Source organism: Nitrospira calida (assembly GCF_976986435.1).
Map to the genome: position 1 here is coordinate 551,872 of NZ_OZ335950.1, position 26,168 is coordinate 578,039.

Below are 26,168 nucleotides of genomic sequence, written 5' to 3' on the forward strand. Positions count from 1 at the left end.
ATCCCGCGCGTCTCGCGGATCATTTCACAAACACCTTCTCCCGTTGGATTTTTTCCTGCAGCTTGAGCAGGCCGTCCAGCAACGCTTCCGGTCTGGGCGGGCAGCCGGGGACGTAGACGTCCACTGGCACGATCTGATCCACGCCTTGAACGACGCTGTAACTGTTATAGTGGTTGCCGGACGTGGCACAGGATCCCATCGAAATCACGTAGCGCGGTTCGGCCATCTGGTCGTAAATGCGGCGGATCACCGGTGCCATTTTCCGCGTGACCGTACCGGCCACAATCATCAGGTCTGACTGCCTCGGGGAGGCGCGGAACACGCCCGCGCCAAAACGGTCGATGTCGTATCGGGACGACACGGTGGCGATCATCTCGATCGCGCAGCAGGCCAATCCGAACGTCATCGGCCACAGCGACGACTTCCGCGCCCAGCACACGAAGGCGTCTAGATTGGTGGTTAGAATGTTCGGTTCAAGCTGCCGCTCTAAGACGCTCACTGCGTTCGCTCCCATGTGGCATGAGAAAAGAGGAATGACCTGAAACCAAGAGATCGGAATTCATCATTCCGGCATCGCGGCTGCGATGCCGGTCAATCCCACTCCAACGCCCCTTTTTTCCATTCATACCAGAAGCCGACGATCAAGATCAGTAGGAAAAACCCCATGCCGAGGACGCCCGCCAGATCAAGCTGCCTGAACACGACGGCCCAGGGATAGAGAAACACGATCTCGACATCGAAGATCACGAACAGCATCGCAATGATGTAGTATCGCATCGGGAACGGCACGCGGGCATCCTGGAATAACGGGCTCCCGCTCTCGTAGGGCACCAGCTTGGCCCGATATGGTCGATGCGGGCGGACGATCCAGCCGATCAACAGCGACATCATGCCGAACGCCAGCGCGATGGCGATGAAAGCCAGGATCGGGATATAATTCAGCGGAACGGATTCGTTGCTCATTATGAGCCGACAGCTTACGACTTCGGCGTGTTCGCGGCGGCGTTGGCCGCCACGAGCGCCGATCCGAAGAACGGTTTAAACGTCAGTCCCTCCAACTCCGGCCGGGGTATGCCTTTATGCTGTACGAGAATCTTGAACGTGCGGCCCATGCCTTCCGGCCTGAGCAGATGCAGCGCGGCCCGAAACTCCGGCGACTCGGGATCGAGCGTGTCAAGCATACGCTCGGCTCCCAGACTGATCAGGAAACTCATCTGATTGGTGAACCCGGTCACCGCGAGCCCCGCTTCTTCGCCGACCGTCGCCAAACTAGTAAAATCGACATGGGCAGTCATGTCCTGCTCGCCGACGCGGGTGTACGGATCTTCCGACGCCATCTGACGGTAGTAGCAGAGGAACGTTCCCCGGTGTCGCTCGGGCGCGAAGAAGTCCTGCGCGCTGTGACCGTAATCGACGGTGATGACAACGCCGCGATTCATGACACGGGCGACCTCTCTCATCCATCGGAGCGCTTCGAGATTAATCTCGGTCCGATATCCGGACGGCAGATCCGTTCCCACGCGGCGCAGATATGTCTCGATCTCCGGTGTGGACAGAGAACAGAGACATTCGACAAACCGCCCGTCCCGATAATCGACGTAGATCTCTTTCGGTTCGCCGTCGACGACTTGGATGCGGTGGACGGGGAACGCATCCACCAGCTCGTTCGACAAAAAAAGTCCGATGAGGCTTGCATCCGGGAAATCGGACAGACCGGAGACCCAGGAAACCCGAGCAGGGAGGGTGAGATGGGGCGCCAAGTTCCGGCGCTGCAGTTCCCGCATGGCCGGGCTGCGCTCGATCAGGACATAGCGGAGGCGATTCGAAAAGGAAACGGGTTCGCCCGCGCACGCGTCCAAGATGTGCCGGGCGAGGAGGCCTTTGCCCGCGCCCATCTCGATGACAGTGAAGGGAGCCGGACGATCGAGCAGGTCGTCAATCTGCCGGATCTGTCTGGCCAGCGCCCGCCCGAGCAGGGGATGCACATCCGAGCTCGTATAGAAATCGCCCGACCAGCCGATGCGTTCGATCTCCGGACCGTCCGCCGGACGAATGTAGTACCCGAACCGCGGGTGGTAGAGCGCAAGCTCCATAAACCGGGCAAAAGGGATCGGCCCCGTATCAGAAATTTCCGCCGCGATCTCTGCGATCAGGTCCGGTTGTCCGCTGCTCAACGATTTCTCGCTCATCAGCGCCGGTCGACTTCAGGGCAAGCGTCGCCCTCCCGTCTCAAGCCCAAAAGTAACCTACATTAGCTTCTGTCACAAAGCCAAGTCAAGGTAGGAAACGTCGAAACCAAGCGTGGCGAGAGGCGAGAGACAAGATTTGAGCGCTCTACGCCCCGTGGCACTTTTTGTATTTTTTCCCACTGCCACAGGGACAGGGATCGTTGCGGCCGACTTTTTCATGCTGACGCTGGACGGTGCGAGGCGCGGCCGGTGTGTCGCCGCGGTTGAGGGTGAGGCGAGGAGGCGCGGCCGGACGGGAGGCGGGCGGCGGTTCTTCGCCGCGGACGGCCTGGACACGGAACAGCCGTTCCAGCGCGTCCGACTTGATCCGGGACATCATGGCCGCGAACATGTCGAAGCCTTCACGCTTGTACTCGATCAGCGGGTCTTTCTGGCCGTAGCCGCGCAGGCCGATGCCGTCCCGCAGTTGGTCCATCGCGAGCAGGTGATCTTTCCAATGGTGGTCGATCACCTGGAGGAGCAGCATCTTTTCCAGGTAGCGCATGAGGTCGGAGCCGAGTTCGCGTTCCTTCTGTTCGTACGCCTGGCGGACCTGGTTCAGCAAATCCTCGATGATCGCGTCACGGCCCAGATCCTTGAAGCGCGCGGCGGGGTCGCCCGAGCCGTGCGCAATGTCGAGCGCGAACTGGGCCTGCATGGCGTCGGCCAGACCCTTGAAATCCCACTCCTCGGGATACTGATCTTCCGCGCAGTACACATCCACCAGCGACCGGATCACTTCGTCCATCATCTCCAGAACGTCTTCTTTGAGATTCTCGCCGGCGAGCACGGTGCGGCGGTGCTGGTAGATGACCTCGCGTTGCTTGTTCATCACATCGTCATATTCGAGCAGTTGCTTGCGGATCTCGAAGTTGTGCGCCTCGACCTTTTTCTGCGCGTTCTCGATGGAACGGGTCACCATCCGGTGCTCGATAGGGACACCTTCCTCCATACCGAGCTTGAGCATGAGGTTCGAGATGCGCTCGGACGCGAAGATGCGGAGCAGATCGTCTTCGAGGGAGAGGTAAAAGCGCGAGGAGCCGGGGTCCCCCTGGCGACCGGCCCGGCCGCGGAGCTGATTGTCGATGCGGCGGCTTTCGTGCCGTTCGGTGCCGATGATGTGGAGGCCACCCAAGGCGACCACCTCCTGTTTGTTCTTCTCGCAATCGGCTTTAATTTGTTCGTAGATCTCAAGCTTCTTCTCGTCGGGCAGGTTCTCTTCCTGATAGAGGATGCGCTTGAACAGGAAATCGGGGTTGCCGCCCAGCAGGATGTCCGTTCCGCGGCCGGCCATGTTGGTGGCGATCGTGACGGCGCCCTTGCGGCCGGCCTGCGCGATGATCTCGGCCTCCTTCTCATGGTACTTGGCGTTCAACACGTTGTGTTTGATGCCGTGCTTGCTCAAGTATGAGGACAGCCGTTCCGACTTCTCGATGGAGATTGTGCCGACCAGCACCGGCTGACCCCGTTCGTAACAATCCTTGATTTCTTCGACGATCGCGTTGAACTTCTCCCGTTCGGTCCGATAGACCACGTCCGGATAATCTTTCCGGATCATCGGCCGGTTGGTTGGGATCACGTTCACGTCGAGGTTGTAGATTTTGGCGAACTCGCCCGCTTCCGTGTCCGCCGTGCCGGTCATGCCGGCCAGCTTCTTGTACATGCGGAAATAGTTCTGGAAGGTGATGGACGCCAGGGTCTGGTTTTCGTTGGCGATCTTGACGCCTTCCTTCGCTTCCACCGCCTGGTGCAGGCCGTCGCTCCACCGTCGGCCCGGCATCAACCGGCCGGTGAATTCGTCGACGATGATAACTTCGCCGTCCTTGACGACGTAGTCCACGTCGCGCTTGTAGAGCGCGTGGGCCTGCAGCGCCTTGATGACGTGGTGGACCAGATCCATGTGGGCGAGGTCGTACAGATTGTCGACGCCCAGCAACTTTTCGACGCGCGCGTTGCCTTCTTCGGTGAGCGCGGCGGTTTTGGTCTTTTCTTCGATCGTATAGTCGCGGTCCAGCTTGAGCTGAGGAATGATGGCGTTGATGCGGTAGTAAAGGTCCGTGGATTGTTCCGTGGGCCCGGAGATGATCAGCGGCGTCCGCGCCTCGTCAATAAGAATGCTGTCTACCTCGTCCACGATTGCGTAGTGCAGCTCCCGCTGGACGCATTGGCTCAGGTCGGTGACGATCAGGTTGTCGCGCAGGTAATCGAAGCCGAACTCGTTGTTGGTGCCGTAGGTGATATCCGCCCGGTAGGCCTCCTGCCTCGTGCAGGGCCGCAGGTGCTGCAGCCGCTTGTCCGCCGCATCGTAGGTCGGGTCAAACAGGAACGACGCGTCGTGCTGGATCACCCCGACGGACAGGCCGAGCGAATGGTAGATCGGCCCCATCCACTGCGCGTCGCGCTTGGCGAGGTAGTCGTTCACGGTCACGAGATGGCAGCCTTTGCCTTCCAACGCGTTGAGGTAGAGAGGCAGCGTCGCGACGAGCGTCTTGCCTTCGCCGGTCTTCATTTCGGCGATACGGCCTCTGTGCAGGACGATGCCGCCTAGCAACTGCACGTCGAAATGCCGCATGTTGAGCCGGCGCCGCGAGGCTTCCCGGCAGACGGCGAAGGCTTCCGGTAGCAGGTCGTCCAGTGTCTCGCCAGCTTCCAACCGCTTGCGGAACTCCTGCGTCTTGTCCGCCAGAGCATGGTCGGAGAGAGGCGTCAGCGAGGGCTCGAGCTGGTTGATGCGGTCCACGATAGGCCGCAGCGCTTTGATCTCCCGGTCGTTCTTGCTGCCGAAAATGAGGTTGAGAATTTTGGTGAACATAGGCGTCGGTCGACCGCGTTAGAGGTGAACGATCGTACAGAGCGAAGAAAGTATACAGCAATTCCTGCGGGAATCCTACGGCAAACCGGTCCGTTGCTTTCATCTCTCGCTCCGGCTATAGTCCGAGCACCATCGGGATCGGTTCGCGGTGTCCGGCTGCGCGAGCGAACGGACGACAGAGAAGGCGTCGGGCGTCATGCCGGGTCAAAGACAACGATGGCCGAGACTCATGCGGCCGTTTTTCAGAACATTGATCGTGAGTCTTGCATTGATGGGTGCCGCTTACGGCGCCCCGCCCGACGCCGCCAAGCGGCACTATGACCGAGCGTCCGACCTATTCCGTCAAGGAGACTTCGACGGCGCCGTGGACGCGCTGAAGCAATCCCTCGCAATCGATCCCCGCTCCGCTGAATCCTACCACTTGCTCGGGCTCGTCTACTTCCAAGGCAAGAAACAACCGGTCGAGGCGGCTGAGGCGCTTCAACGGTCGCTCGCGCTCAGGCCTGATTCGGTCGAGGTCCTGAACCATCTGGCCGATGTCTACCTCGCGCAAGGCAAGTCGGCCGAGGCCGAGCGTGCGCTGACGCGAGCCATCGCAGTCGCGCCGCGCGACGAAGAGGCCTATTTGGATTTGGCGAAACTATATGAGGCGCGTCACGACCGCGCGGCGGCGATCCGCACGTATGAAGCGCTGCTCGGCTTCCGCCAGGATCACGTCGACGCCATTTTCAGCGTGGCGAGCCTCTACGACGCCCAGGGCGACAGCCGCCGCGCTCAGGAGCTTCTGCGGAAGCTCGTCAAAACCCGTCCCACACATGCGGATGGCTGGTATCTGCTGGGACGTCTCGCCGAGCGGGCGAACGATCTCGTCGAAGCGTCCTACGCGTATCGGCAGGCGATTGCGGCGAAGCCGAACCTGGTCGATGCGCATTACAACCTCGGGTTTATCTACCGCAGCCAGGGACGGCTCGCGGATGCCGCGAAGGAGTTTCAGGAAGTCATCCGATTGCGGCCCGAGTATGCCGAGGCCCACATGAACCTGGGTGTCGTCTATACCAGTCTGAATAAGTTGGACGAGGCCGAGCGCGAATACGAAACCGCGATCGCGTTGAAGCCGGACTTCGTCGAAGCCCATTACAATCTGGGCGTCTTTTACGAGTTGCATCGCAAGGATGCGGGCAAGGCCCTCGCTCAGTACCGGAAATACCGCGAGCTCGGGGGAAAAGACGACCGGGTCGAACGGATCGTGGGACAGGGAGGGCGGTGAATCGACTCCGGCGGCTTTGACGAGACCACAGCCACTTTGCTACCATGCAGCGCGGTTGCCGTTTCAGCGATCAGAGCCGGAAGCTCATGAGGCGTTCTCTTCTCAGTTCGACAGCCTGGCTGCTGGTCGTCGCAGTCGTCACGATGCTCGTCGCTGCCACCGGCAGCGCCGTCGCGCATGACCTCCAGCATGCCGCGCACCACGCGGCCGGCCTGCACAGCACCGGGATCTGCGCCTGGATGTGCGCGGCGGGTCATGTGTTCGGAGGGATTCCGGTCGTCTTTCAAGTCGGTGTCGGTCCGCTGACATTCGGCAGTCTCCCGATCTTTCAAGAGCCTTCAGAGGGAGCCAGTAAGGTTCCTGCTTCCCGCGGTCCTCCTCCCGTTCTCTCCCTCTAGTTCGTCACAGAGACAACCGGGTTGAAGGTCGGTCATGTTTGTGGAGTCGGCCGGCCCAATGAAGAACGGAGCCGTATGGTTAGCCGTTCGGCCAGCCGAGAAAGGCTCTCCGTGAAAGGTCTCTCAACACCGGAGACATGATGATGCGCACGCCTTCAGCCCATAGTCAACCAGCATTCGCGGGGCTTCAGTGCCGGTGTGTGGCCGTCGCGACAAGGGCCGGTGCGATGAGATGGAGCAAACATGGGCGAAACGACGAGGAAATGCGCAGTCATCTTATTTGGCTTTCTCACGATCATCTTGTGCAGCCTTGCGGAGTCATCCCGTGTCCAGGCGTCTTGCGGAGCGGTCACCTGCTTCGTCGTCATCGGCTCTCAACAGCAGGTGCCGCAGCAAGGCCTACTGACGATCAACGGCATTTACAACTATACACCGATGCGGTTGCTCGGCGGGACCTCTGGCATCATACCCGCTATCAATCAGGAACAGCGGCGGCTGATTCTGGACCATCATCGCGAGACGCGGACCATTACGCAGACCTATACCTTGGATCTCAACTACGGTGTGACGGACCGGTTCGGGTTGCAACTGACGATCCCGTATCTCAAGCGGAAGCACGGCCACCTCGATGGCCTTGGTGAGGAAGGCCCTATCGGCGAGGGCGAGCCCGTTCACTTTGCGGATAACGGGATCGGGGATATCAGGGTCACCGCCAAGTATAACGTGTTCCCGACGCTGAGAAGCATGGTGGTGTTGGGGTTTGGGGTGGATCTGCCCACAGGCGACACGCGGGCGAGGGACAGCGGCGGCGGGATTATGGAGTCGCCGACGCAGCTCGGACGAGGCAACGTGGGGTTGATCGGGACGATCTACCAGACCTATGAGTTGATTCCCCATCGTCTGAATCAATTTGCCTTCGGCAGCTACCGGCACACCTTCCGGAACAACGACGGGTACCAATTCGGCGACGAGTACCTCCTCAACGTAGGGCTCAACCTGGTGACCGTCCCGTGGTTGGTGCTGACCAACCAGCTCAACTATCGGTATCTGGTGCATGACAATATCAGCGCGTCGTTGGAACGGTCACGGATTCCTGCAGACGGGGGATTTCCCGGTGAAACAATTGAGATCGATCCGGTCATCAGAGACCGTCGAGTCCCGAACACTGGCTCCACCTATTTGGCCTATACGCCGGGCTTTCAGATCAACCTCGGTTCGCTGATCGAGGCCGACTGGGCCAGCATGACGTCGGTGTATTTCTATTCGCAGATTCCGGTTGCGCGGGATGCCAACAACAATCTGGCGCAGGGGACCAGTTTCGTCTTCGGAATGACCAAGTCATTTCAGATGGTCAAACCCTAGTTCCAGAGTTGTCCGGGCGAAGTCGCCCAAAGGGGGATGGTTATGAGAGCGCTCCTGATTGCTGTCATGATCGTGACAGGATTAATTTTTGTGTCCAACCAAGTGGCAGATGTGGCATGGGGGATGTCCGGACGGCCTCCGGTCGTCGGCACGCCGGCCGCGGACTTCAGCCTGACCGACCTGAACGGCCACACCCATAGTCTGAGCCAGTATCGAGGCAAGGTCGTGCTGGTGAATTTCTGGGCGACCTGGTGCAAGCCCTGCACGACCGAGATGCCGGCCATGCAAGCGACCTACGACCGGCTGCGTGACAAGGGGTTCGTCGTCCTGGCTGTCAACGAACTGGAAGATGAGGCGAAGGTCCGGGACCATATTCGAGCCTATGGCCATACGTTCCCGGTGTTGCTGGATCGCGACAACCACGTGGCAAACCAGTTCGGGGTGTTTGGCCTGCCGGTCAGTGTGTTCATCGACGAGTTCGGCGTGGTGCGGGAATACCTCAAGGGAGGCTTGTTGACCGAGCAAAAGATCCATGAAGTCGTCAGCCGCATCCAAGCGGCCGGTGAGCTCAAGGCAGCGTCGGCACGGTAAGCGTATGGTCAGTCAGGAGCAGCGCATCGGAATACGGCCGGCGGGTGGCTGCCCGCTCGTTCTTTCGCTTACGTTCGGGCTGGGTGGGGCCTTGGGCGCCGCCTTCGTTCACGCTGCCCAGGATCGGACGGTGCCGTTGCTGGAAGCAAAGAGCACCGTTCGTGAGGGTCCGGGACCGGTTTCTCCGCCGGCGATCCGCTTCGATCGAACCGGTTTGCTGCACGTCGCCTGGTTCGAAAAGCATGCGACAACCGGTGAAGTGGACCTCCTCCGCGTTGGTCCCGACGGACAGCCGCTCTTGCCGCCGGTACGAGTCAATCCCGATGGAGCCGGACCCGAGGCGCTGCATCAGTCCCCCGGATTGGCGACAGGGCCGGAGGGCGAACTCTACGTCACGTGGTCAGCGCCCAACCGGACTGCCGGGGCGCTCTTTGCCTCGGACTTGTACCTGGCACGCTCCATGGACGGGGGCCGCACCTTTGAGCACCCGGTCCTCGTCAATGACGACGGTCAAGCGATCAGCCACACGTTTGAAGATGTGTCGGCGGACGCGGATGGACGCGTCTATGTGGCGTGGCTGGATGGGCGGGCGAAGGATAGAAGCGGGGCGAGCGCCGTCTTCGCCTGTTCCCGCGACAAGGGCGCGACGATCGGCGCCAACATCGTCATCGACGGGATGGCCTGCCCCTGTTGCCGTCCCATGGCGGCGCTGGCTCCGGACGGCACGTTGTGGGTTGCGTGGCGCAAGACCTTTCCCGGGAATGTCCGCGACATCGTGGTGGCGAGCTCAACGGACAAGGGCGCGACGTTCTCGCAGCCGATGCGGGTAAGCAGGGACGGATGGGTGTTCGATGCCTGTCCTCATCGCGGCCCGTCTATTGCGTTCGACCCTCAGGGACGACTGTATGTCGGTTGGTACACCGAAGGCACGGATGAGCAGCCGCGCATCTACCTGGCGACATCGGATGACCGGGGCCTGACCTTTTCCGAACCGGTCTCTCTTCATACTTCGACGACGGCCTTGCCTGATCATCTGCGAATGGCGGTCCATCCGGACGGGGCGGTGATCGCAGTGTGGGAAGAAGTGACCGGTGTGCGGAAGCGAGTGGTGATGCGCGTCTCAGAAGATCGTGGTCGCAGTTTCGGCCCAGTCGTGACCTTAAGCGAGGGCGCCAAGGCGGAACAGCCGGCGGTGGCTGTTCATGACGACGGTCGCTTCGCCGTGAGTTGGGTGGAACATGCTTTCCCCCACACTCGGATTGTGGTGCGGCAAGGCCGGCTGCCGGTGAGCGAAACGAGGCACCCGTCATGAGAATCTCACGGGTCATTGCCGCCGTGGTCGTGCTCGCGGCATTCGGCTCACCGGGCGCGGCCTCGGTAGACCGCCTCGATCCCTATTGGGCCGCAGGGGTGCAACGGATCACCGGAGCGCCGCCGGCGCCGCCGTTCGCCATGACCACCCTCGATGGGCGCACGGTGGATTCCGCCAGTCTCCGCGGCAAGATCGTGCTGGTCAATTTTTGGGCGACGTGGTGCGGGCCCTGCAAAGATGAAATGCCGGCCCTTCAGCGGCTCCGGCGGAGTTTGAGCGATCGCCGGTTTGAAGTGCTGGCTGTGACGGCCGACCGGGAGCCGGAAGCGATTCGGCATTTTGCGCGGACGCTGAACTTGGAGTTTCCCATTCTGCTGGACGAGACCCGGGACGTCAGTGCGGCCTTTGGTGTGCGGGGATTGCCGACGACGGTTGTGATCGATCGGAACGGCCGTTGGGTGGGTCGCGCGGTCGGTCCCCGGGAATGGGACGGTCCGGCCATGATGACCCTGTTTGAACACTTGACGGAGGCTCCTCGATGAACGGACCGGAACATTGGGTGGTTACGTCCTTCGAGCGGCGGCGATGGGCGCTAGGTTGGACGTGCTCCGTGCTGCTCCATGCTTTCGTCGCGGCCGTGTCACTCGGTGTTATGACGAATCTGCGCCCGGCGCCGGAAAAGGAACCCTTTCGATGGGAGGTGTCGCTGGTCGAGGCGCTCCAACAGAAGGATGTCGCCGCCGAACCGATGCGCATGACGAGGGCGACACCGCCATCGCAACCCCCGCAACCACACACGCAGCCGGCTTCAGTCGAACGGGTCTGGCCGTCGCCGCAACCGATCGTCCGGCATGTTGAGACGATCGAACGGCAGATCCGCCAAGTGGTCACGCGCGTTCAACCGGTCACTCCGGTCATGGAGGTCGAACCCCAATCGATACCCTCCCAACCGGTCCAACCGACCGAGATGGTACTGAGAGAACGTGTCCCTGTTCAACAAGTTGCGGAACACCACATGGTCCGTGCGGTAGAACCGATTCAACAGGGAACGAACGTCCAAACCTTGGAGGTATTGTCTCAGCCAGTTCGTCGGACCGAGGCGGAGACAACTGAAGCCCAACCGGTGGTCCAGAAATCGTCCATCGTGGCTGCCATGCCGTCGGTCATTCAGCAGCCGGAGCCGACCTCGATCACTCCCATCGCCACAGCGCCGACGCAATCAGCAGTGGCAATCGAGCGGCCGCCGGTGGTGGAGCAATCGGCTGTGACACCTGTCACCCGCCATCCTGTGCCGATTCCTGATCCAGCGCCCGCACAAGCGAAGGCCGGACCGCCAGCCAGGTCCGCGGTGACTGACCGTAACGAGCCCGAGGTTCCCGTTCCGTCGGCGCAGGAGGCCGCTTCGCCGGTTGCTCTCACTCCTCGCTCCGCTCCCGCGGCAAAAGCGGATTATAGTTGGCTCGCGGAATCGTTGTGGCGTCGGGTGGCGGAGTTGAAACGGTACCCCCTTGAAGCCAGGCTGAACGGATGGGAAGGGAAAGTAGTGTTGACAGCGGTCATCCGGGAAGATGGCCATCTTGGGGATCTGCGAATCCAAAAAAGTTCTGGCTACGAGGTCTTGGACCAGGATGCAATGGAGCTAGTGCGTAGGGTCTGTCCGTTGCATCTGAAACATCCGCTCGGGCGCCCCGAAGTTGTGGTGCAGATTCCGATCAGTTATGCCTTGCGATAAGGCGAGTGCGCATAAGGGCGGCCACATGCACGGGAAGAGCGCTCAACGTTCTGTACCGATCCCCGGCGCCACCGGCGTTTTTGCTCTCGTGCTGATCGCCCTTTACGTTGTTCTGAGCGTTGCGGCGGTCTCTTGTCCGCCCGATGCCGGTCCGCAGGCCGGGCAGGCGCACCCTCATCAGCACGGCCACCACAACCAGAACGGCCTGACCCATTCTCCGCTTTGCGCCTGGGCCTGCCAGGCCGATCTCTCGGCATCTCTCATGCCGTCCCGCGCGGGCCTGCCGATTCTTCTGCTGCTCATCGGCTTTCTCTTGCCGACCTCCTGGTTACCGCCGCTCGCCGATCTGCGGTCGGGCTGTTCCCGCTCCCCGCCCCTGTCTCGACTCAGCCGTTAGCCCGTCTGCTTCAACGTTCCCGAGTTCATGCGAGGAGGAGATTATGCGTCTGCCGAGTCTCCGGCGGAATGTCCGCCGGGCGTACCGCGTTATTATTATTTTCATGATCGTGGCATGGAGTGCGGTGGGCATGAGCATGGTCGCGGCGGGGGCACCGGCCGCCGCGCAAGAACAGGAATCGGCCCCCGATGTCGTCATGGAAGATGTTCGTATCGAAGGGCAGAAGATCGAGAACGTCGAAGATGTCAGGAAGGAGTTCGCGCGGCGTCCTGGTAGCAACATTCTCATCGAAGAAAAACAGATCGTGGAGTCGCGCCAGTTGAACCTGCAGGATGTGCTGCAATTCGCGCCGGGCGTCCGCTTTCAATCCCGCTTCGGTGCGGATGAAGGGCAGTTTCAGATCCGCGGAACCTCGCTGCGAAACAATTTCCACCACCGCGGCATCAACATCCTGATCAACGGAATCTTTTTCGGCGATGCGGACGGATTCTCGGACTTCGAGGCCATCGACCTCATGGCCTACGAGCGGATTGAAATTTACAAGGGAGCGAATGCCTTGCGATACGGGGCCAACACGATCGGCGGCGCGATCAACTTCGTGCCGAGGACCGGCTACAGCGCGTCGATCCTGCAGATGCGGGGCATGGGCGGGAGCTTCGGCATGTACATGGGGCAAGTGTCCAGTGGCAAGGTCCTACCGTTCAAGGTCGGTACCATGAACGCAACGGCGGATTACTACATCAGCGTCTCCGGCAACCGCCAGGATGGGTTTCAGGACAATAGCCAGCAGGGCCGACAGCGCATCAATGCGAACCTCGGCCTGCAACTGGGCTTGCACCAGGAAATCCGCGCCTACTTCCTGCAAGCCAACGTATCGGAACGTATCCCGGGGGCGTTGACCAACGCGCAACTGTTTGCCAATCCGCAGCAGGCGGGCGGGCGGACGCCGGGGGCGAACCCGGCCGGTGGCAATTTCTTCGCCTGCAACCTGGACAATCAAACCTGCAAATACGGCCGCTATTACAATCTGCAGCGGATCGGCGTGGCCTACCGCAACGAGTTCGCCGCCGATCAGTTCATCGAGATCATCCCATACTATTCGTATCAATATCTCGATCACCCGATCTTCCAGACCATTCGGCAAGATAACAACAACGTGGGCGGCGAAATCCGCTATCGGAACGCCAACCGATTGTTCGGACACGAGAACGTTTTCGTCGTCGGCGTCCAGCCCCGCTATGGTGACCAACACCAAACCCGCTTTGTCAACATCAATGGCAGCATCGGCGCGATGACCCAGAACGCGTTTCTTCGAACGCTCTATTTCGGCGCCTATGCCGAAGACCAGTTCGACGCGACGGAGCGTTTGACGCTGGTCGTCGGCGGCCGGTGGGATTATTCGAGCCGGCAAGGGAACGTCCAGAACTTCGGACCGGTCGGATTTCCGGCGACGCAAACGACACCGTCCGTGCTGCAAACCACGCGACAGCCACTGGCGCAGTTCGATGCGTTGAACCCCAAAGTCGGCTTCGTGTACCGGACCTCGCCGACATCGCAACTCTATTTCAACGCCAGCCGGGCCTACGAAGCGCCGCTGAATCTGGAATTGTTATCGGCGTTCAATGCCGATGGCAGCGGCAACACCGGATTTCTCAATCTCGACGCTCAGCGTGCGTGGCAATTCGAACTGGGGCATCGAGGGACATCGACTGATCGACGCTACACATGGGATCTCACGGTGTACAACCTGGAAATGGAAAAGGAAATTCTGACCAACATCGTGAACAACACGAATACCTTCCGAAACGCGAACCGCACGCGCCATACGGGCATTGAGGCTGGGGCCAGTGCCGTCGTCACTCGCGGCATGTTTGCCAGCGGACCCGGAGGAAGGGTTGATCAGGTCACCATGCGTGCCGCCTATACCTGGTCGCTCTTCAAGTTCACGGATGACGTGGTCGGAGCGGTGGCGGCGGGCGGTCCGGCCAACGTACCGATCGCCAAGAGCGGCAATCGGGTCGCCGGTGCTCCGGAGCATAGCCTGGCCTACGAGGTTCGCTACGATCATCCGCGCGGGTGGTGGATCGCCCCGAATTTCGAGTGGGTGCCGACCGGCATCTATGTGGACTACCTCAACACGGTCAAGGCCCCTTCATATTTCGTCCTGCATTTGCGGTCCGGATGGAATGTGAATGACCGCCTGATGTTCTTTGCCGAGGGCAGGAACTTGACCGACAAGACCTACGCCGGCGCGGTTGTGGTCAATGACCCGTTCTTTCGTTTCGCCAATCCGGCGCAGGGTGTGAGCGGCTACGCGGGGGTCGAGTACAGGTTCTGAACAGCGAGAACAAAGGCGTGGCGACGAAGAGTGGCGATTACTAGTAGGGATATCGCCCCCAATAGTACGGGCCCCAATAAGGCGGCCCCCAATAGGGGCCGTAGGGCGGTCGGATGCGGAGGGGACCGTCCACGGTCCTGGGCCAGACTTTCAAATTCTTGATTTCCAGCACCGGATAGGTGTATTCCGTTTCGTCCAACGGCAGCGTGATGGAGCCGGTTACCTCGCCCGTGATCGTCACCCGCGTTCCCGGCGGTACGGTCGCGGGGTCGAGGAAGTCCCGCTGAATCGCCACGAATCGTCCTTGTGACTTGGTCAGGTCGGTTCCCGGCTCGTTGGATCCGTTGAGCGGAAGCTGCAACACTTCGATTCTCGTTCCCTCTTTGAGCCGTTTCGCCGCCAGCACTTCTCCACCCAACACGACCACCCGGCCTTTGTGCGATTCCGGAGAGGCCTTGATCTCGGTGAACGACACGCGTTCTGCTTGATCGGAATACGGCTCAGGGGCGGTGGATGCGCATCCGGAGAGGAGCGCCGGCAGGAGGAGCCACAGAACTGGCCACGCGAACCTGTCTCTCATATGCTCATTATAAACTAAAAATAACAAGCAAACGCTGCGCCGCCGCATGAATTATAATAGCCACGTTGGAACGCGTACCCAAATGGAGTGACGAAATGACGGATCGACGACACGCCGCTTGGCCGATAATGGTCTGGCTGCTTCTGGTAGTACCGGTGTGGGGAGGGGCACCTTCCCTCGGTGCGGCCGGCACACTTCAGTTGAAAGGAAAGTACGAAGAGTTGAACGAGCCCTCCAGCCATACGCCGGGCAAGGTGAAGTTGGTGGAATTCCTGGATTTCTATTGCCCTCATTGCCATCGGTTCGACGCGGAGGGGTTGCCGATTTTGGAGAAGGAATTCGGCAGCAAGTTGGAAGTGACCATGGTGGGCTTTCCGGTCATTCAAGGCAAACTCCCGACTGTGTTCGACATGTATGAACAGGCCAAGAGCATGGGCAAAGGCAATGAGATGAAGCGGGCGATTTTCCGCACCATTCACCAGGACCGCGTGCACATCTTCGATCGTCTGATTCGAGAGAAATTGGTCAAGGAAGTGGGGCTCGATCCGGTTGCGTTCGAAGCCGGTCTAGCCAGCGGCAAACCGGCGAGAGCGTTTGAAGAGGGGAGAAAATGGGGCGAGCGCATCAAAGTGCAACAGACGCCCACCATCCTCTTGGACGGCAACATCAAGGTGGAGCAGATCGATCCCGAGAATCTGAAGACAATCATCCAAAGCATTCTGGATGCGGATAAAAAGCGCTAACTCGTCATGTGTGACATGGGACACATCGTGGGCAAGAGGATGAACCGATGGCCGTTGATCCGATCTGCGGCATGACGGTGGAGCCCGAAGCGGCGGCGGGGAGCCACGAATACCGGGGCAAGACGTATTATTTCTGCAGCCGGCGGTGTCTGGAGACCTTCCGCGCCGATCCGGCGCAATACGTGAAATCCGTCCCGCTGACGGTGGTTGAGGCGCCGTCTGTGAAGAAGACGCTGCCGGTGATGGTTGCCACCGTGCCGGTTCAAGGCGCGTCCAGGGAAGTCGATCCGGTCTGCGGGATGGCCGTGCAGCCTGCAACGGCCGCCGCCTCGTATGCGTACGAGGGTAAGACCTATTATTTCTGCTGCCAGGGTTGCCTGACCAAGTTTCAGGCCGACCCAGCCAAATACCTCAAGCCGAGCGCGAAACCAGAGTCTCATGCGTTGACATTAGCCGGTAACCTCACCCGCGACTACACCTGCCCGATGGATCCGGAAGTGCATCAGGACAAGCCGGGCCCCTGTCCCAAGTGCGGCATGGCCCTGGAGCCGGCGATGGTCGTGCTGTCTGCTACCAAGACCGAATACGTCTGTCCGATGCATCCGGAGGTCGTCAAGAGCGAGCCAGGAACCTGTCCGCTGTGCGGGATGGCGCTGGAGCCGCGCACAGTGTCGCTTGAAGAGGAAACGAATCCCGAGCTGACCGACATGACCCGCCGGTTCTGGATCAGTCTGGGACCGGCGGCGGCGGTGTTGGTCCTGGCGATGGCCGACATGATTCCGGGGCGGCCGATTCAGCGAATCCTGTCGAACGACACGCTCGGTTGGCTGCAGTTCTTGCTGACGACGCCGGTGGTGCTCTGGGCCGGGTGGCCCTTCTTCGAGCGCGGATGGCGCTCGATTCTCAATCGCAGCCTCAACATGTTCACGTTGATTGCGATGGGCACCGGTACCGCGTACCTCTACAGCGCGTTCGTGACGCTGTTCCCTGGCCTGGTGCCGTCCTCGTTCCGCCGATCCGACGGCTCGGTCGCCGTCTATTTCGAAGCGGCAGCCGTCATTACGGTGTTGGTTCTGCTCGGTCAGGTGCTGGAGTTACGGGCGCGCAGCCGGACGACCAGTGCGATCAAGGCGCTATTGGGGTTGACGCCCAAGACCGCGCGCCGGCTTCAGGACGACGGGACGGAAGAAGATGTTCCGCTGGACCAGGTGAAACCAGGGGATCGGCTGCGCGTCCGCCCCGGGGAGAAAGTGCCGGTGGACGGTATCGTGGTGGAAGGCGCCAGCGCGGTGGACGAATCGATGATCACCGGCGAGCCAATCCCCGTCGAAAAAGCCAAGGGCCATCGCGTGACAGCGGGGACAGTAAACGGTACAGGCACCTTCGTCATGCGGGCCGAGCGGGTCGGCGCGGAGACTTTGCTGGCGCAGATTGTGCGGATGGTGAGCGAGGCGCAGCGCAGCCGCGCGCCGATCCAGCGGCTGGCGGACGTCGTGGCCGGTTATTTTGTGCCGCTGGTCGTCGGGATCGCCCTCGTCTCGGGGCTCGCCTGGGCCCTGTTCGGACCGGAGCCGAAGCTGGCCCATGCTCTGGTGAACGCCGTGGCGGTGCTGATCATCGCCTGCCCCTGCGCATTGGGGTTAGCCACGCCGATGTCGATCATGGTCGGCACGGGACGCGGTGCGACCGCCGGGGTGTTGATCAAGAACGCGGAAGCGCTGGAGGTTTTGGAAAAAGTCGATACCCTCGTGTTCGACAAGACCGGTACCCTCACTGAGGGCAAACCGAAACTGACGGCGATCAAGGCCGTGCCGGGGATTCATGAGATCGATCTGCTGCGGCTGGCCGCCGGGCTCGAACGAGGCAGCGAGCACCCGTTGGCCGCGGCCATCGTCGCGGAAGCCGAAACCAGGGGCTTGGTACTCTCACTTGCTCAGGAGTTCCGGTCCGTGACCGGGAAAGGCGTGAAGGGAACTGTGGACGGCCGGGTCGTCACCTTGGGCACGCTCCCCTTTTTGCGGCAGGAGGTGGGGCTCGCGCAGGAAGACCTGCGCGACCTCGAAGCGGATGCGGAGCGGTTGCGCCGCGAGGGGCAGACCGTCGTGTTCGTCGCTGTGGACGGCAAGTCAGCCGGCTTGCTGGTCGTCGCCGATCCGATCAAGGCGTCGACGCGGGAAGCCATCAGGCTGCTGCATGCCGAGGGTCTCAGGCTCATCATGGTGACCGGCGATCATCGGTCCACGGCAGAAGCGGTGGCCAGGCAATTGGGCATCGATGAGGTGAGGGCCGAGGTGCTTCCGGATCAAAAGGGGCTGATCGTGAAGCAGCTCCAGGCCGAGGGGCACATCGTCGCGATGGCTGGCGACGGCGTCAACGATGCGCCGGCGCTGGCCCAGGCCGATGTTGGGATTGCGATGGGCACGGGCACGGATGTGGCGATGCAGAGCGCTGGGATCACCCTGGTGAAAGGAGATCTCCGCGGGATCGTCCGCGCGCGGCGGCTCAGTCGCGCGACCATGCGCAACATCCGGCAGAATCTGGTCTTTGCGTTTCTGTACAACGCGCTCGGCGTACCCATCGCCGCCGGCGTGCTCTATCCGATCTGGGGGCTGTTGCTCAGCCCGATGATCGCCAGCGCGGCTATGACCTTCAGCTCCGTGTCGGTTATCTCCAATGCGTTGAGGCTGCGACATGTCGAGTTATGAGCGCCCGTCCCTTGCCTTCTGAACGCACGGCGGCCGTGCTACGAGTCCTGTGGCGGTGTATCCCGCTGCTGGCGCTTATGGCGGGAGGTGGCTCGGGGCTGCACCAGGCCTTCGCGGCCGGGCGGTTGATCCCGGTCGTCGGAGCCCTCGATCTGCAGGCGCAGGTCAAAGCGACGGCGGCCAAGGTTATCCCGGCCGTCGTGAGCATTGCCTCCACGGTCGTCGTGCGTGATCAAGCCTTCAGCGACGAAGGTCTGCCATTCGGACTCTTTCGCGAACCGCCGTCGCGTCGGCAGTACGGGCAGGGGTCCGGCGTGATCGTCTCGCCCGACGGGTACATCATCACCAATAACCACGTGGTGGCGGACGCCGTGGACGTCGAAGTGATCCTGGCCGATCGACGGCAATTCAAGGGCCGTGTCGTCGCCACTGATCCGAAGACCGATGTGGCGGTGGTCAAGATCAGCGGGACGAATTTGCCGACAGTGCCGTGGGGCGATTCGGGCACCCTGGCCGTAGGAGACTTCGTGCTCGCCATCGGCAATCCATTGGGGTTAAGCCGCACGGTAACGTTCGGGATCGTGAGCGCGGTGGGCCGGGCGGATGTCGGTGTGGCCGACTACGAAGATTTCATCCAAACCGATGCGCCGATCAATCCGGGCAACTCGGGCGGCGCGCTGGTCAACATCCATGGCGAGTTGGTGGGTATTAACACGGCCATCGCCAGTCCGACCGGCGGCAGCGTAGGCGTGGGGTTCGCCATTCCGAGCAACATGGCGCGGGCGGCGATGCAGAGCCTGCTCAAGACCGGCCGCGTCGTCCGGGGCTTCCTCGGTGCCTCCACCCAGGATGTGACGCCACTGCTGGGCAAGATTTTCAAGCTGCCGGACGTGAAGGGGGCCATCATCACCGATTTGATGGCCAAAGGTTCGGCGGAGAAGGCCGGCCTGCGCCGGGGCGATGTGGTGGTGCGCTTCGACGGCAAGGACGTGATGGATAGCGGCCACCTGCGCAACTTGATCGCTGCGGCGCCGATCGGGAGCAAGCATCGGTTAGATGTCATCCGTGACGGCAAGCTGGCACAGACAGAACTGATCATTCAGGAGGCGCCGCGCGAGCGCGTGCGCCGTGCTCAACCCACGACGCCCGCGGAAACCATGGTGCATCCGCTGTCCGGGGTGCTCGTTGACGAAGTCACGCCCGCGTTGGCGCGGCAGATGGGGTTGACCGTGAATTCGGGCGTGGTCGTGACCGACGTTGAAGAAGGCAGCCTGGCGGAGGCGTCCGGCCTGATGCCCGGTGACGTGCTCCTCGAGCTGAACCGACAACCGCTCCCCAACTTCGCCACGTTTCAAAGACTCGCCGAGCCGATCAAGCCCACCGACGTGACTCTCCTCCTCGTCAACCGCCAGGGGACGGTGCTGTATGTGCCGATCCAAGGGGAATGAGGGCATGGGTGGCCAGGCAGCCTCCTGTGCTCGCAGAACGCGCACACAAGAACGCATTATCCAGGCTTTTCCGGATTCGGTGTGGGTACACCGTTGTCACCAGGGGTTCGTGGCATCTGCTGTTTCTGACAGGGGGCGGGCCGGCCTGCGCTGCTCAGACGCTCCGGCGCGACCGCACGAAGCGGGCCTCTCCTGGTCTGCGGAACTTGCTGGTGTCCCTCCACCCGTTGCAAGCGAAGCTGCAACGGGTCCCGGCGCGAACCCAGCGGCGAACAGTCCTCGGCTTGCGCTTCGTGCACCGTCGCTGCCCGCCCAGTCGCGATGCCTGCACCTCCGCGATTCGCGACGTCGCCCGACCCGGCCCCAGGTTGGACCCACACAATTTCCGGAGAAGCCCGAATTAAAAGACCTGTCAAGAAAGCTCCCACTGCGATAGTTCTGAGAACGACCAAGAGTGTCAAAGACTGGTCCATAATTACTCTCCTTGTCGGGTTGCACGATCAAGAAGACTACTTCGATGGTCACTCCAGCGCCAATTTTCACTCCGAGCTCCGTAAGCCGCATCAGACTGGCTGACCGAACATCTGTTGGGCCGGCAATCAGCCGTTGTGATCGCAAGCTCGTCTGACGAAGTGGTCATCCCTCCGACATCGATAGCCCAATTCGGTGAACGTTTCGACGATGGCCTTCTCGTCCTCGGTTCGAAAGGTGAGGAATGGCCACGTTAAACGTGGAGTCCAGGCGCTGGCCATAGGTCTTCTGAATCACTGTCGGTACCGGTTCAGCATTTCCTGCTGGGGCCAATCCGGCCAGTCGCCATCGCAGAACCCCGGAATGTCAGCGCTGTCAAAAGGGTCCCGTTCGTCCGGCAACCGCTCACGGAACGGAAGCCCCTGATACTCGCGAAACGCCTCTTCCCTTGTGCCTTCGGGATGCTCATCAATCCAATCGGAGTAGAATTCGTCGAACCCTCGTCCATTCTCGATCAGGATGTTTATGATCTCTGAGTAGACCCTGTTGGGAAGGATCTTCCTGAATTCACCCCACGTGCGAGCAGACCCTAACGCCGCGTAGATTCCTGCGAGCCGTTCAGCCTGTGTTACCGAGATGAAGACCAAGCCATTATCCACGCAGCCGTACACAATCCGATCGCCGGGTTCCGCTGTCTACCCTCTCCTATACCAAGGACAAGGGCGGGAGACGGTCTCTTTTCCCAACTCTTCATTGATGTCGCCTCCGTCGCTGTGCCGCCCTGGATCCGTGGCTACGACCAACCTCGCCCATGTCAATTCGACGAACGGATTTGGTATCAAGCGTCTCAGTTCCTGAGCTTGGGCAGCCTCTATCTCACTCCGTACCTGATGCTCTGCAGCCGAGTACAGATTGGGATTTGCTTGTACGGCTGCCTCCTGAATCTCACAAGCCCCATGCAAATCAAACGTCACCGACCGATAACGGAATTCCTCCGGCACCTTCACGCGATCCCAGACTTGCGCCGTCGCGGCGTAATAGGCTGCCCATTGGGCAGCAGCAGCTGGGCTTGGGATAGCCGAGTGGGCGCGCGCGATCGCGGCTGCGGCGTTCGGACATTGGTGTGCCAATCAGACCGATCCGGCTGGAGCTGTGGCATGTGACTCTCGCTCCAGCATCGGTCTAGTTGCTCCGGGGTTGCCTTCCCCGCAAGGAAACGCTCTGCTGTTTCCAGAGCAACCTTGCAAGGCTCAGCCGTATTTAGATGACATGCGGATCGTGCGCACCAAACCGCGAAACGACGGAGTTGATTCGCTAGGGAGGCGGGGCACAGAGCCGCGTCCAGCGCGTGCTGGAGCAGTTCAAGCATCCTATCTGGCTTATCAACCCAGAGCCCAAAACTCCGCCGGCGTTTGGTAGGCGATCGTGAGAGGAAAACCGGAAAGGTTGTCGGAGAAGTCCTTCGTCATTGCCATAGTCCCCTCCTTATTATTCTTATTCTTTGAGAGGAGGGACCCGGCAGCCGTGCCCGAATGAAGCGAGGGAAGGAAAACAAAAACCCCCTCGGAGCGAGGGGCCTCGTGCCGTTGGTTGCTCGGCCTGAGCCCTATCGTCCCCGTCACCGGGCTGGCGTTGGCACCTTGGCGGCTTCACCAGGTTGCCGGGCGCTTCATCGGGCCAGATCCCTCTGCGCCTCTCTGGATAAACGATGCTTTCTTCTACGCCGTCCGCTTGCCTGAACTGAATGTCAAGTGTCTCTTTGAGCGGCGTTCCATACTTAACTTTATGGTGCTATCCCTTCCTCAGACTTCCTGCACAACAGAAAGGCGCTCTTCGAGCACTCATGTAGGTCCAACCAAGGGCCTGGGTCGGTCTACGTCGCGAATCGCCGCGGCGCGGGAGCCGCGACCTAGCGGGCAACTGCGGTGCGCGCAATGCAGGCCGACCCAGCCCCCGCTCAGAAAGAGCAGCCATCCTCAAGCGAGGAGAGTTACTGTGTGCCCGCACATAAACCGGAAGATCCCAAAACTCATCGCTAGCTGTGCAGCGTACAGTTTGAGCCTTTCTTGTCGTAGGCTTTGCTGTAACGCAAAGCGTTCAACCTGGTTCTGGTCCGTCAGAAAGCCCGTTGACATCCCTTTTCATACCGGCTAAAGTGCGTGCCACGAATTGATCATTCGTAGCACTTATAAGTGCCTGTCATGAAGAAGCTTGTCCGGTTCGGAGTGTCGTTGGATCATCATTTGCTGGATGACTTTGATAGGTTGATTCAACGGCGGAAATATACGAACCGGTCGGAGGCGTTGCGGGATCTGATTCGGGATCACTTAGTCGGGCAGGAGTGGGATGAGGATAAAGAGACCGTTGGCACGGTCACGTTCGTGTACGACCACCACGTGCGCGATCTCACCAGGAAACTCACCGACATCCAGCACCGGTACCAAAAGCTCATCCTCTCCGGCATGCACGTGCACCTGGATCACGATCACTGTCTGGAAGTGCTGGTGGTGAAAGGGAAGGGGTCCGAGATCAAGAAGGTCTCCGATGCGCTGGTCAGCGTCAAGGGCGTGAAGCACGGGAAACTGACCATGACGACGACTGGCAAAGGACTGAGCTGAGCCATGCGCGTATGCGTGATTGACGGGCGTGGCGGCGGACTCGGTCGGCGGCTGATCCTGGGATTGCTACCTCGCATCGGTCGCGAACATGAACTCGTCGCTCTGGCGACGAATCGCGCTGCGGCAGCGGCGATGCGACACGCCGGAGGTTGCCGAGTCGATGTCGGAGAGGGTGCGATCGCGCGGACTGTTCCGGCGGTTAGTGTGATTGTGGCGTCGCTGAACGTCGTGTTGCCCGGATCGATGTTGGGGGAAATCACCCCCGGTATTGCCGAGGCGATTCTTCGCGCCACGGCCAGGAAGCTGCTGCTCCCGGTCAATGGCTGCAAGGTCGAGGTCGTCGGTACGGACGCCTTCACACTCGAGAAGCTGATCCATTATGCCATTGACCGAGTGCAAACCGTGCTGAGGGCTGCCGCAAGCATCTGAACGGAATCTCCATTTTGCACCCTGAACAGCCAGGCCACGAGGGTCTGAGCCGGCCGAGATAACGGCCGTTCACGATCGTCGTGGGCGTCATCGAGCCCACGGTTTGATGAAAGGAGCGCGTGGGCTGATGATCCAGCATATTCTTTACCGAGCACAAATTTCTGTTGCGGCTGCGACGCTCGGCCTCTTTTCCCCCATTTCATCCTTCGCGCACGATCCCGATGCGCCGGACGTGACCGTGCCGGAAGTGGCGGTGATAACCGACCGACCGATCGCTGCCTCCTCCCAACAGTTCATCCCCGACAAAGAGTATCTGTTGCAGCCGCAAGGACGGCCGGCGCAGGTGTTGCGCTTGATTCCCGGCTTCATCACGGTCGAGCATTCCGGCGGCGCAGGAAAGGCCGATCAATATTTTTTGCGCGGCTTCGATGCGGACCATGGAACGGATGTCGCCTTTTTCACCGACGGGATGCCGATCAACCTCCGGAGCCATGCGCACGGCCAAGGCTATACCGACCTGAATTTCATTATTCCGGAAACGATTGAGGGACTGGAGGTTTATAAGGGTGCCTACCTGCCCGAATTCGGAGATTTCGCAACCGCCGGGGCGGTGAATTTCAGAACCAAGGACGTGGTCAGGGAGGGTGTCGTGCAACTGGCTGGCGGTCAGTTCGATACCCAGAGGCATTTGCTCATGTTGTCCCCGACGAAGGAGAAGGTCCGAACCCTGTTCGCGGGAGAGACCTACTATACCAATGGACCGTTTCTCCATGACAATCGGTATTTCCGCGGAAATCTGCTGGGAAAGGCCACGTTGAATCCGCTTGGCCGGGACGAACTTAGTCTGACCGGCACCTTCCATAAAGCGCAGTGGAATGGCTCCGGGGAGATTCCCCTACGAGCGGTGCAGGATGGATCGCTCGATCGCTTTGGGGCGATCGATCCTTCCGAGGGGGGAAAAACGATCCGCGGCACCGCCCAGCTCAATTATCATTTCGATACGACCGCAGGGGGGCGCTTCTTCGCGAATGCCTATGTCCAGTATTACAAATTCGACCTTTATAGCAACTTCACGTTCTTTTTACATAATCCGGTAAACGGAGACGGAATCCTGCAGTCCGACCGACGGGTCCTTTACGGCGGTGATGTGGGATACCGGCAAGCGGGAACGCTGCTCGATGTCCCTGCTGCCGCCACGATCGGCATCCAAAGCCGTGTGGACACCATTCACGCGCGGCTCGGGCGGCAGATCAGGCGGGCGCCACTCGGCGATACGGTCGATAGCGCTATCCAGGAAGCTTCCTATGCACCGTTTGTCAAAGCGGACATTCAACCGACGCCGTGGCTGCGCCTGGGAGGCGGGGTGCGCAGCGAAGTCTTTACGTTCAACGTCCGAAATCGTTGTCCCGATTGCTCCGAGCGACCGGCGGGACGGACGACCTCCGGTCTGGTCTTGCCGAAAGCCAACCTTGTTCTGGGACCCTGGCTCGCTACGGAACTGTTTGTCAACTACGGAGAAGGTTTTCACAGTAATGACGCGCGGTCGGCCGTGGCTCCCGCTTCATCCCCGCTCGCGCGGGCCAAGACCTATGAGGTCGGGCTGCGCTCAAGGCCCTGGGGACCTGAGGGGATAGAACTGATCGCCACGGCCTGGGCTCTGGATCTGAAGCAGGAGTTGGTCTTTGTGGGCGACGAGGGGACGACCGAAATCCGGGGCGCGACGCGGCGCCATGGCATCGAGGCCGCGGCCCGCGGGCAAGTGTGGGGTCCGCTGTATTTCAACGGCAGCGTGACTTGGACTCAGGCCGAATTTCGGAACGGCGATGCGATTCCTCTCGCTCCCGAATACACGGCCTACGGCTCGGTGCTGCTTCACTGGCCAGAAGGCCTGACGTCGCAAGTACAGGCGACCTATCTTGGCATCCGACCGCTGATCGAAGACCGCAGCGTCAAGGCGCCGTCGTGGCTCGTATTCGACGTGAGCGAACGGTACCGACTCCCCATCAAGTTGCCGTACGGCCGGATGGAAGCGTTTCTGTTTGTCCAGAATCTGTTCAATACGAAATGGGAACAAGCGGTTTTTGCGTTCGAATCCCGGCTCCCGAACGAAGCGGCGCCGGTCCATGACATCCATTTCGTTCCGGGGAATCCTCGCTTCGTGATGGGTGGGCTGGCGTGGTATTTTTAGTTCGACGCGCGAAAGGGAAGCATCGCGAGCCGTCACCAATCACACTGTTCACGCGCGTCGCCGCCGCTCGAGCCCTTGTGAAGGAGATGGTACGCACGATACTTCCTTGCGCCTATTTCGACCGCCCGACGTTGCAGGTGGCCCGGTCGCTCCTGGGCAAATATCTGGTGCGAGAGAACGAGGAGGGAAAGATTGCCGGGAAGATCGTCGAGGTGGAGGCCTACGTTGGGCCGGAGGATCGGGCGTCGCCTATGTCTTGATTTACGGTCTGCATCACTGCCTGAACGTGGTGACCGAACGGGAAGGCTATCCGGCTGCGGTGTTGATCCGGGCAATCGAATTGCACACCGGTCTGGTGGACGGCCCTGGGCATGTGTGCCGCGCGCTGCGGATCGACCGCCGTTTCAACCGGCTCGATCTCACGCAAGGCCGGATGCTCTGGATCGAGGAGATCGATGGTCGAGAGACCGAATCGCGGCCTATCCGAGAATCGGTGTGGCCTACGCGGGACCGAAGTCGGCTCGCAGCGAACGGGTAGCGAAAAAAAGC

21 protein-coding genes, 1 pseudogene and 1 riboswitch are annotated in these 26,168 nt (G+C 60.8%); of the genes and pseudogenes, 16 read left to right on the plus strand and 6 right to left on the minus strand.

Annotated features, from left to right (window positions below; genetic code table 11):
* Positions 1-19: 19 nt before the first annotated feature.
* From ACWHTU_RS02805 to secA, 4 genes are all read right to left on the minus strand, one after another.
* The gene (locus tag ACWHTU_RS02805) at positions 20-499 is read right to left on the minus strand and encodes an NADH-quinone oxidoreductase subunit B (protein ID WP_447861472.1); all 480 of its coding nucleotides are present in this window, start codon (positions 497-499) and stop codon (positions 20-22) included.
* Between the two features lie 92 nt (positions 500-591).
* Positions 592-963, minus strand: a complete 372-nt coding sequence (locus ACWHTU_RS02810; RefSeq protein WP_447861474.1) for an NADH-quinone oxidoreductase subunit A — start codon at positions 961-963, stop codon at positions 592-594.
* Positions 964-977: 14 nt separating this feature from the next.
* Positions 978-2,189 (minus strand): class I SAM-dependent methyltransferase, encoded by a 1,212-nt coding sequence (locus ACWHTU_RS02815; protein ID WP_447861476.1) that lies wholly within the window; start codon positions 2,187-2,189, stop codon positions 978-980.
* A gap of 145 nt (positions 2,190-2,334) precedes the next feature.
* Positions 2,335-5,040, minus strand: a complete 2,706-nt coding sequence (gene secA, locus ACWHTU_RS02820; RefSeq protein ID WP_447861478.1) for a preprotein translocase subunit SecA — start codon at positions 5,038-5,040, stop codon at positions 2,335-2,337.
* A gap of 196 nt (positions 5,041-5,236) precedes the next feature.
* Between secA and ACWHTU_RS02825 the strand changes: the two genes are divergently transcribed.
* The 9 genes from ACWHTU_RS02825 to ACWHTU_RS02865 all read left to right on the plus strand — a co-directional run bounded on the left by ACWHTU_RS02825 (position 5,237) and on the right by ACWHTU_RS02865 (position 14,437).
* Positions 5,237-6,307, plus strand: a complete 1,071-nt coding sequence (locus ACWHTU_RS02825) for a tetratricopeptide repeat protein (RefSeq protein ID WP_447861480.1) — start codon at positions 5,237-5,239, stop codon at positions 6,305-6,307.
* Positions 6,308-6,393: 86 nt separating this feature from the next.
* Positions 6,394-6,705 (plus strand): hypothetical protein, encoded by a 312-nt coding sequence (locus tag ACWHTU_RS02830; RefSeq protein ID WP_447861481.1) that lies wholly within the window; start codon positions 6,394-6,396, stop codon positions 6,703-6,705.
* Between the two features lie 243 nt (positions 6,706-6,948).
* The gene (locus tag ACWHTU_RS02835; protein ID WP_447861482.1) at positions 6,949-8,067 is read left to right on the plus strand and encodes a hypothetical protein; all 1,119 of its coding nucleotides are present in this window, start codon (positions 6,949-6,951) and stop codon (positions 8,065-8,067) included.
* Between the two features lie 42 nt (positions 8,068-8,109).
* Positions 8,110-8,658, plus strand: coding sequence for a peroxiredoxin family protein (locus tag ACWHTU_RS02840; protein ID WP_447861483.1), 549 nt, complete (start codon positions 8,110-8,112; stop codon positions 8,656-8,658).
* A gap of 4 nt (positions 8,659-8,662) precedes the next feature.
* A complete protein-coding gene (locus tag ACWHTU_RS02845; RefSeq protein ID WP_447861485.1) occupies positions 8,663-9,970 on the plus strand; it encodes a sialidase family protein in 1,308 nt (435 codons plus the stop codon).
* A complete protein-coding gene (locus ACWHTU_RS02850; RefSeq protein ID WP_447861487.1) occupies positions 9,967-10,512 on the plus strand; it encodes a TlpA family protein disulfide reductase in 546 nt (181 codons plus the stop codon). The genes ACWHTU_RS02845 and ACWHTU_RS02850 overlap by 4 nt, the downstream gene beginning before the upstream one ends.
* On the plus strand, positions 10,509-11,702 hold the full coding sequence (locus ACWHTU_RS02855) for a TonB family protein (protein ID WP_447861488.1): 1,194 nt from the start codon (positions 10,509-10,511) through the stop codon (positions 11,700-11,702). The genes ACWHTU_RS02850 and ACWHTU_RS02855 overlap by 4 nt, the downstream gene beginning before the upstream one ends.
* 25 nt (positions 11,703-11,727) lie before the next feature.
* Complete coding sequence (locus ACWHTU_RS02860; protein ID WP_447861490.1) at positions 11,728-12,099, plus strand: hypothetical protein; 372 nt, start codon at positions 11,728-11,730, stop codon at positions 12,097-12,099.
* A gap of 43 nt (positions 12,100-12,142) precedes the next feature.
* Entirely contained in the window at positions 12,143-14,437 is a 2,295-nt protein-coding gene (locus tag ACWHTU_RS02865) for a TonB-dependent receptor family protein (RefSeq protein WP_447861492.1), read from the plus strand.
* Positions 14,438-14,477: 40 nt separating this feature from the next.
* On the opposite strand, the gene ACWHTU_RS02870 is transcribed toward ACWHTU_RS02865, so the two are convergent.
* A complete protein-coding gene (locus ACWHTU_RS02870) occupies positions 14,478-15,065 on the minus strand; it encodes a Slp family lipoprotein (RefSeq protein ID WP_447861494.1) in 588 nt (195 codons plus the stop codon).
* Positions 15,066-15,112: 47 nt separating this feature from the next.
* Between ACWHTU_RS02870 and ACWHTU_RS02875 the strand changes: the two genes are divergently transcribed.
* From ACWHTU_RS02875 to ACWHTU_RS02885, 3 genes are read left to right on the plus strand one after another with little or no spacing between them, the layout of a single operon-like run.
* The gene (locus tag ACWHTU_RS02875) at positions 15,113-15,760 is read left to right on the plus strand and encodes a DsbA family protein (RefSeq protein WP_447861496.1); all 648 of its coding nucleotides are present in this window, start codon (positions 15,113-15,115) and stop codon (positions 15,758-15,760) included.
* A 47-nt stretch (positions 15,761-15,807) separates the two neighbouring features.
* A complete protein-coding gene (locus tag ACWHTU_RS02880; RefSeq protein ID WP_447861498.1) occupies positions 15,808-18,465 on the plus strand; it encodes a heavy metal translocating P-type ATPase in 2,658 nt (885 codons plus the stop codon).
* A gap of 11 nt (positions 18,466-18,476) precedes the next feature.
* On the plus strand, positions 18,477-19,913 hold the full coding sequence (locus tag ACWHTU_RS02885) for a Do family serine endopeptidase (protein WP_447861499.1): 1,437 nt from the start codon (positions 18,477-18,479) through the stop codon (positions 19,911-19,913).
* Between the two features lie 764 nt (positions 19,914-20,677).
* Here ACWHTU_RS02885 and ACWHTU_RS02890 read toward each other — a convergent pair.
* On the minus strand, positions 20,678-21,043 hold the full coding sequence (locus tag ACWHTU_RS02890; RefSeq protein ID WP_447861500.1) for a hypothetical protein: 366 nt from the start codon (positions 21,041-21,043) through the stop codon (positions 20,678-20,680).
* Positions 21,044-21,987: 944 nt separating this feature from the next.
* Positions 21,988-22,092: riboswitch (SAM riboswitch) on the minus strand.
* Between the two features lie 493 nt (positions 22,093-22,585).
* Here ACWHTU_RS02890 and nikR point away from each other — a divergent pair.
* From nikR to ACWHTU_RS02910, 4 genes and pseudogenes are all read left to right on the plus strand, one after another.
* The gene (gene nikR, locus ACWHTU_RS02895) at positions 22,586-23,002 is read left to right on the plus strand and encodes a nickel-responsive transcriptional regulator NikR (protein WP_447861501.1); all 417 of its coding nucleotides are present in this window, start codon (positions 22,586-22,588) and stop codon (positions 23,000-23,002) included.
* A gap of 3 nt (positions 23,003-23,005) precedes the next feature.
* The gene (locus tag ACWHTU_RS02900) at positions 23,006-23,431 is read left to right on the plus strand and encodes a DUF3842 family protein (protein WP_447861502.1); all 426 of its coding nucleotides are present in this window, start codon (positions 23,006-23,008) and stop codon (positions 23,429-23,431) included.
* A gap of 127 nt (positions 23,432-23,558) precedes the next feature.
* The gene (locus tag ACWHTU_RS02905) at positions 23,559-25,619 is read left to right on the plus strand and encodes a TonB-dependent receptor (protein ID WP_447861504.1); all 2,061 of its coding nucleotides are present in this window, start codon (positions 23,559-23,561) and stop codon (positions 25,617-25,619) included.
* Between the two features lie 86 nt (positions 25,620-25,705).
* A pseudogene (locus tag ACWHTU_RS02910) lies at positions 25,706-26,157 on the plus strand (DNA-3-methyladenine glycosylase).
* The last annotated feature ends 11 nt before the right edge of the window (positions 26,158-26,168 follow it).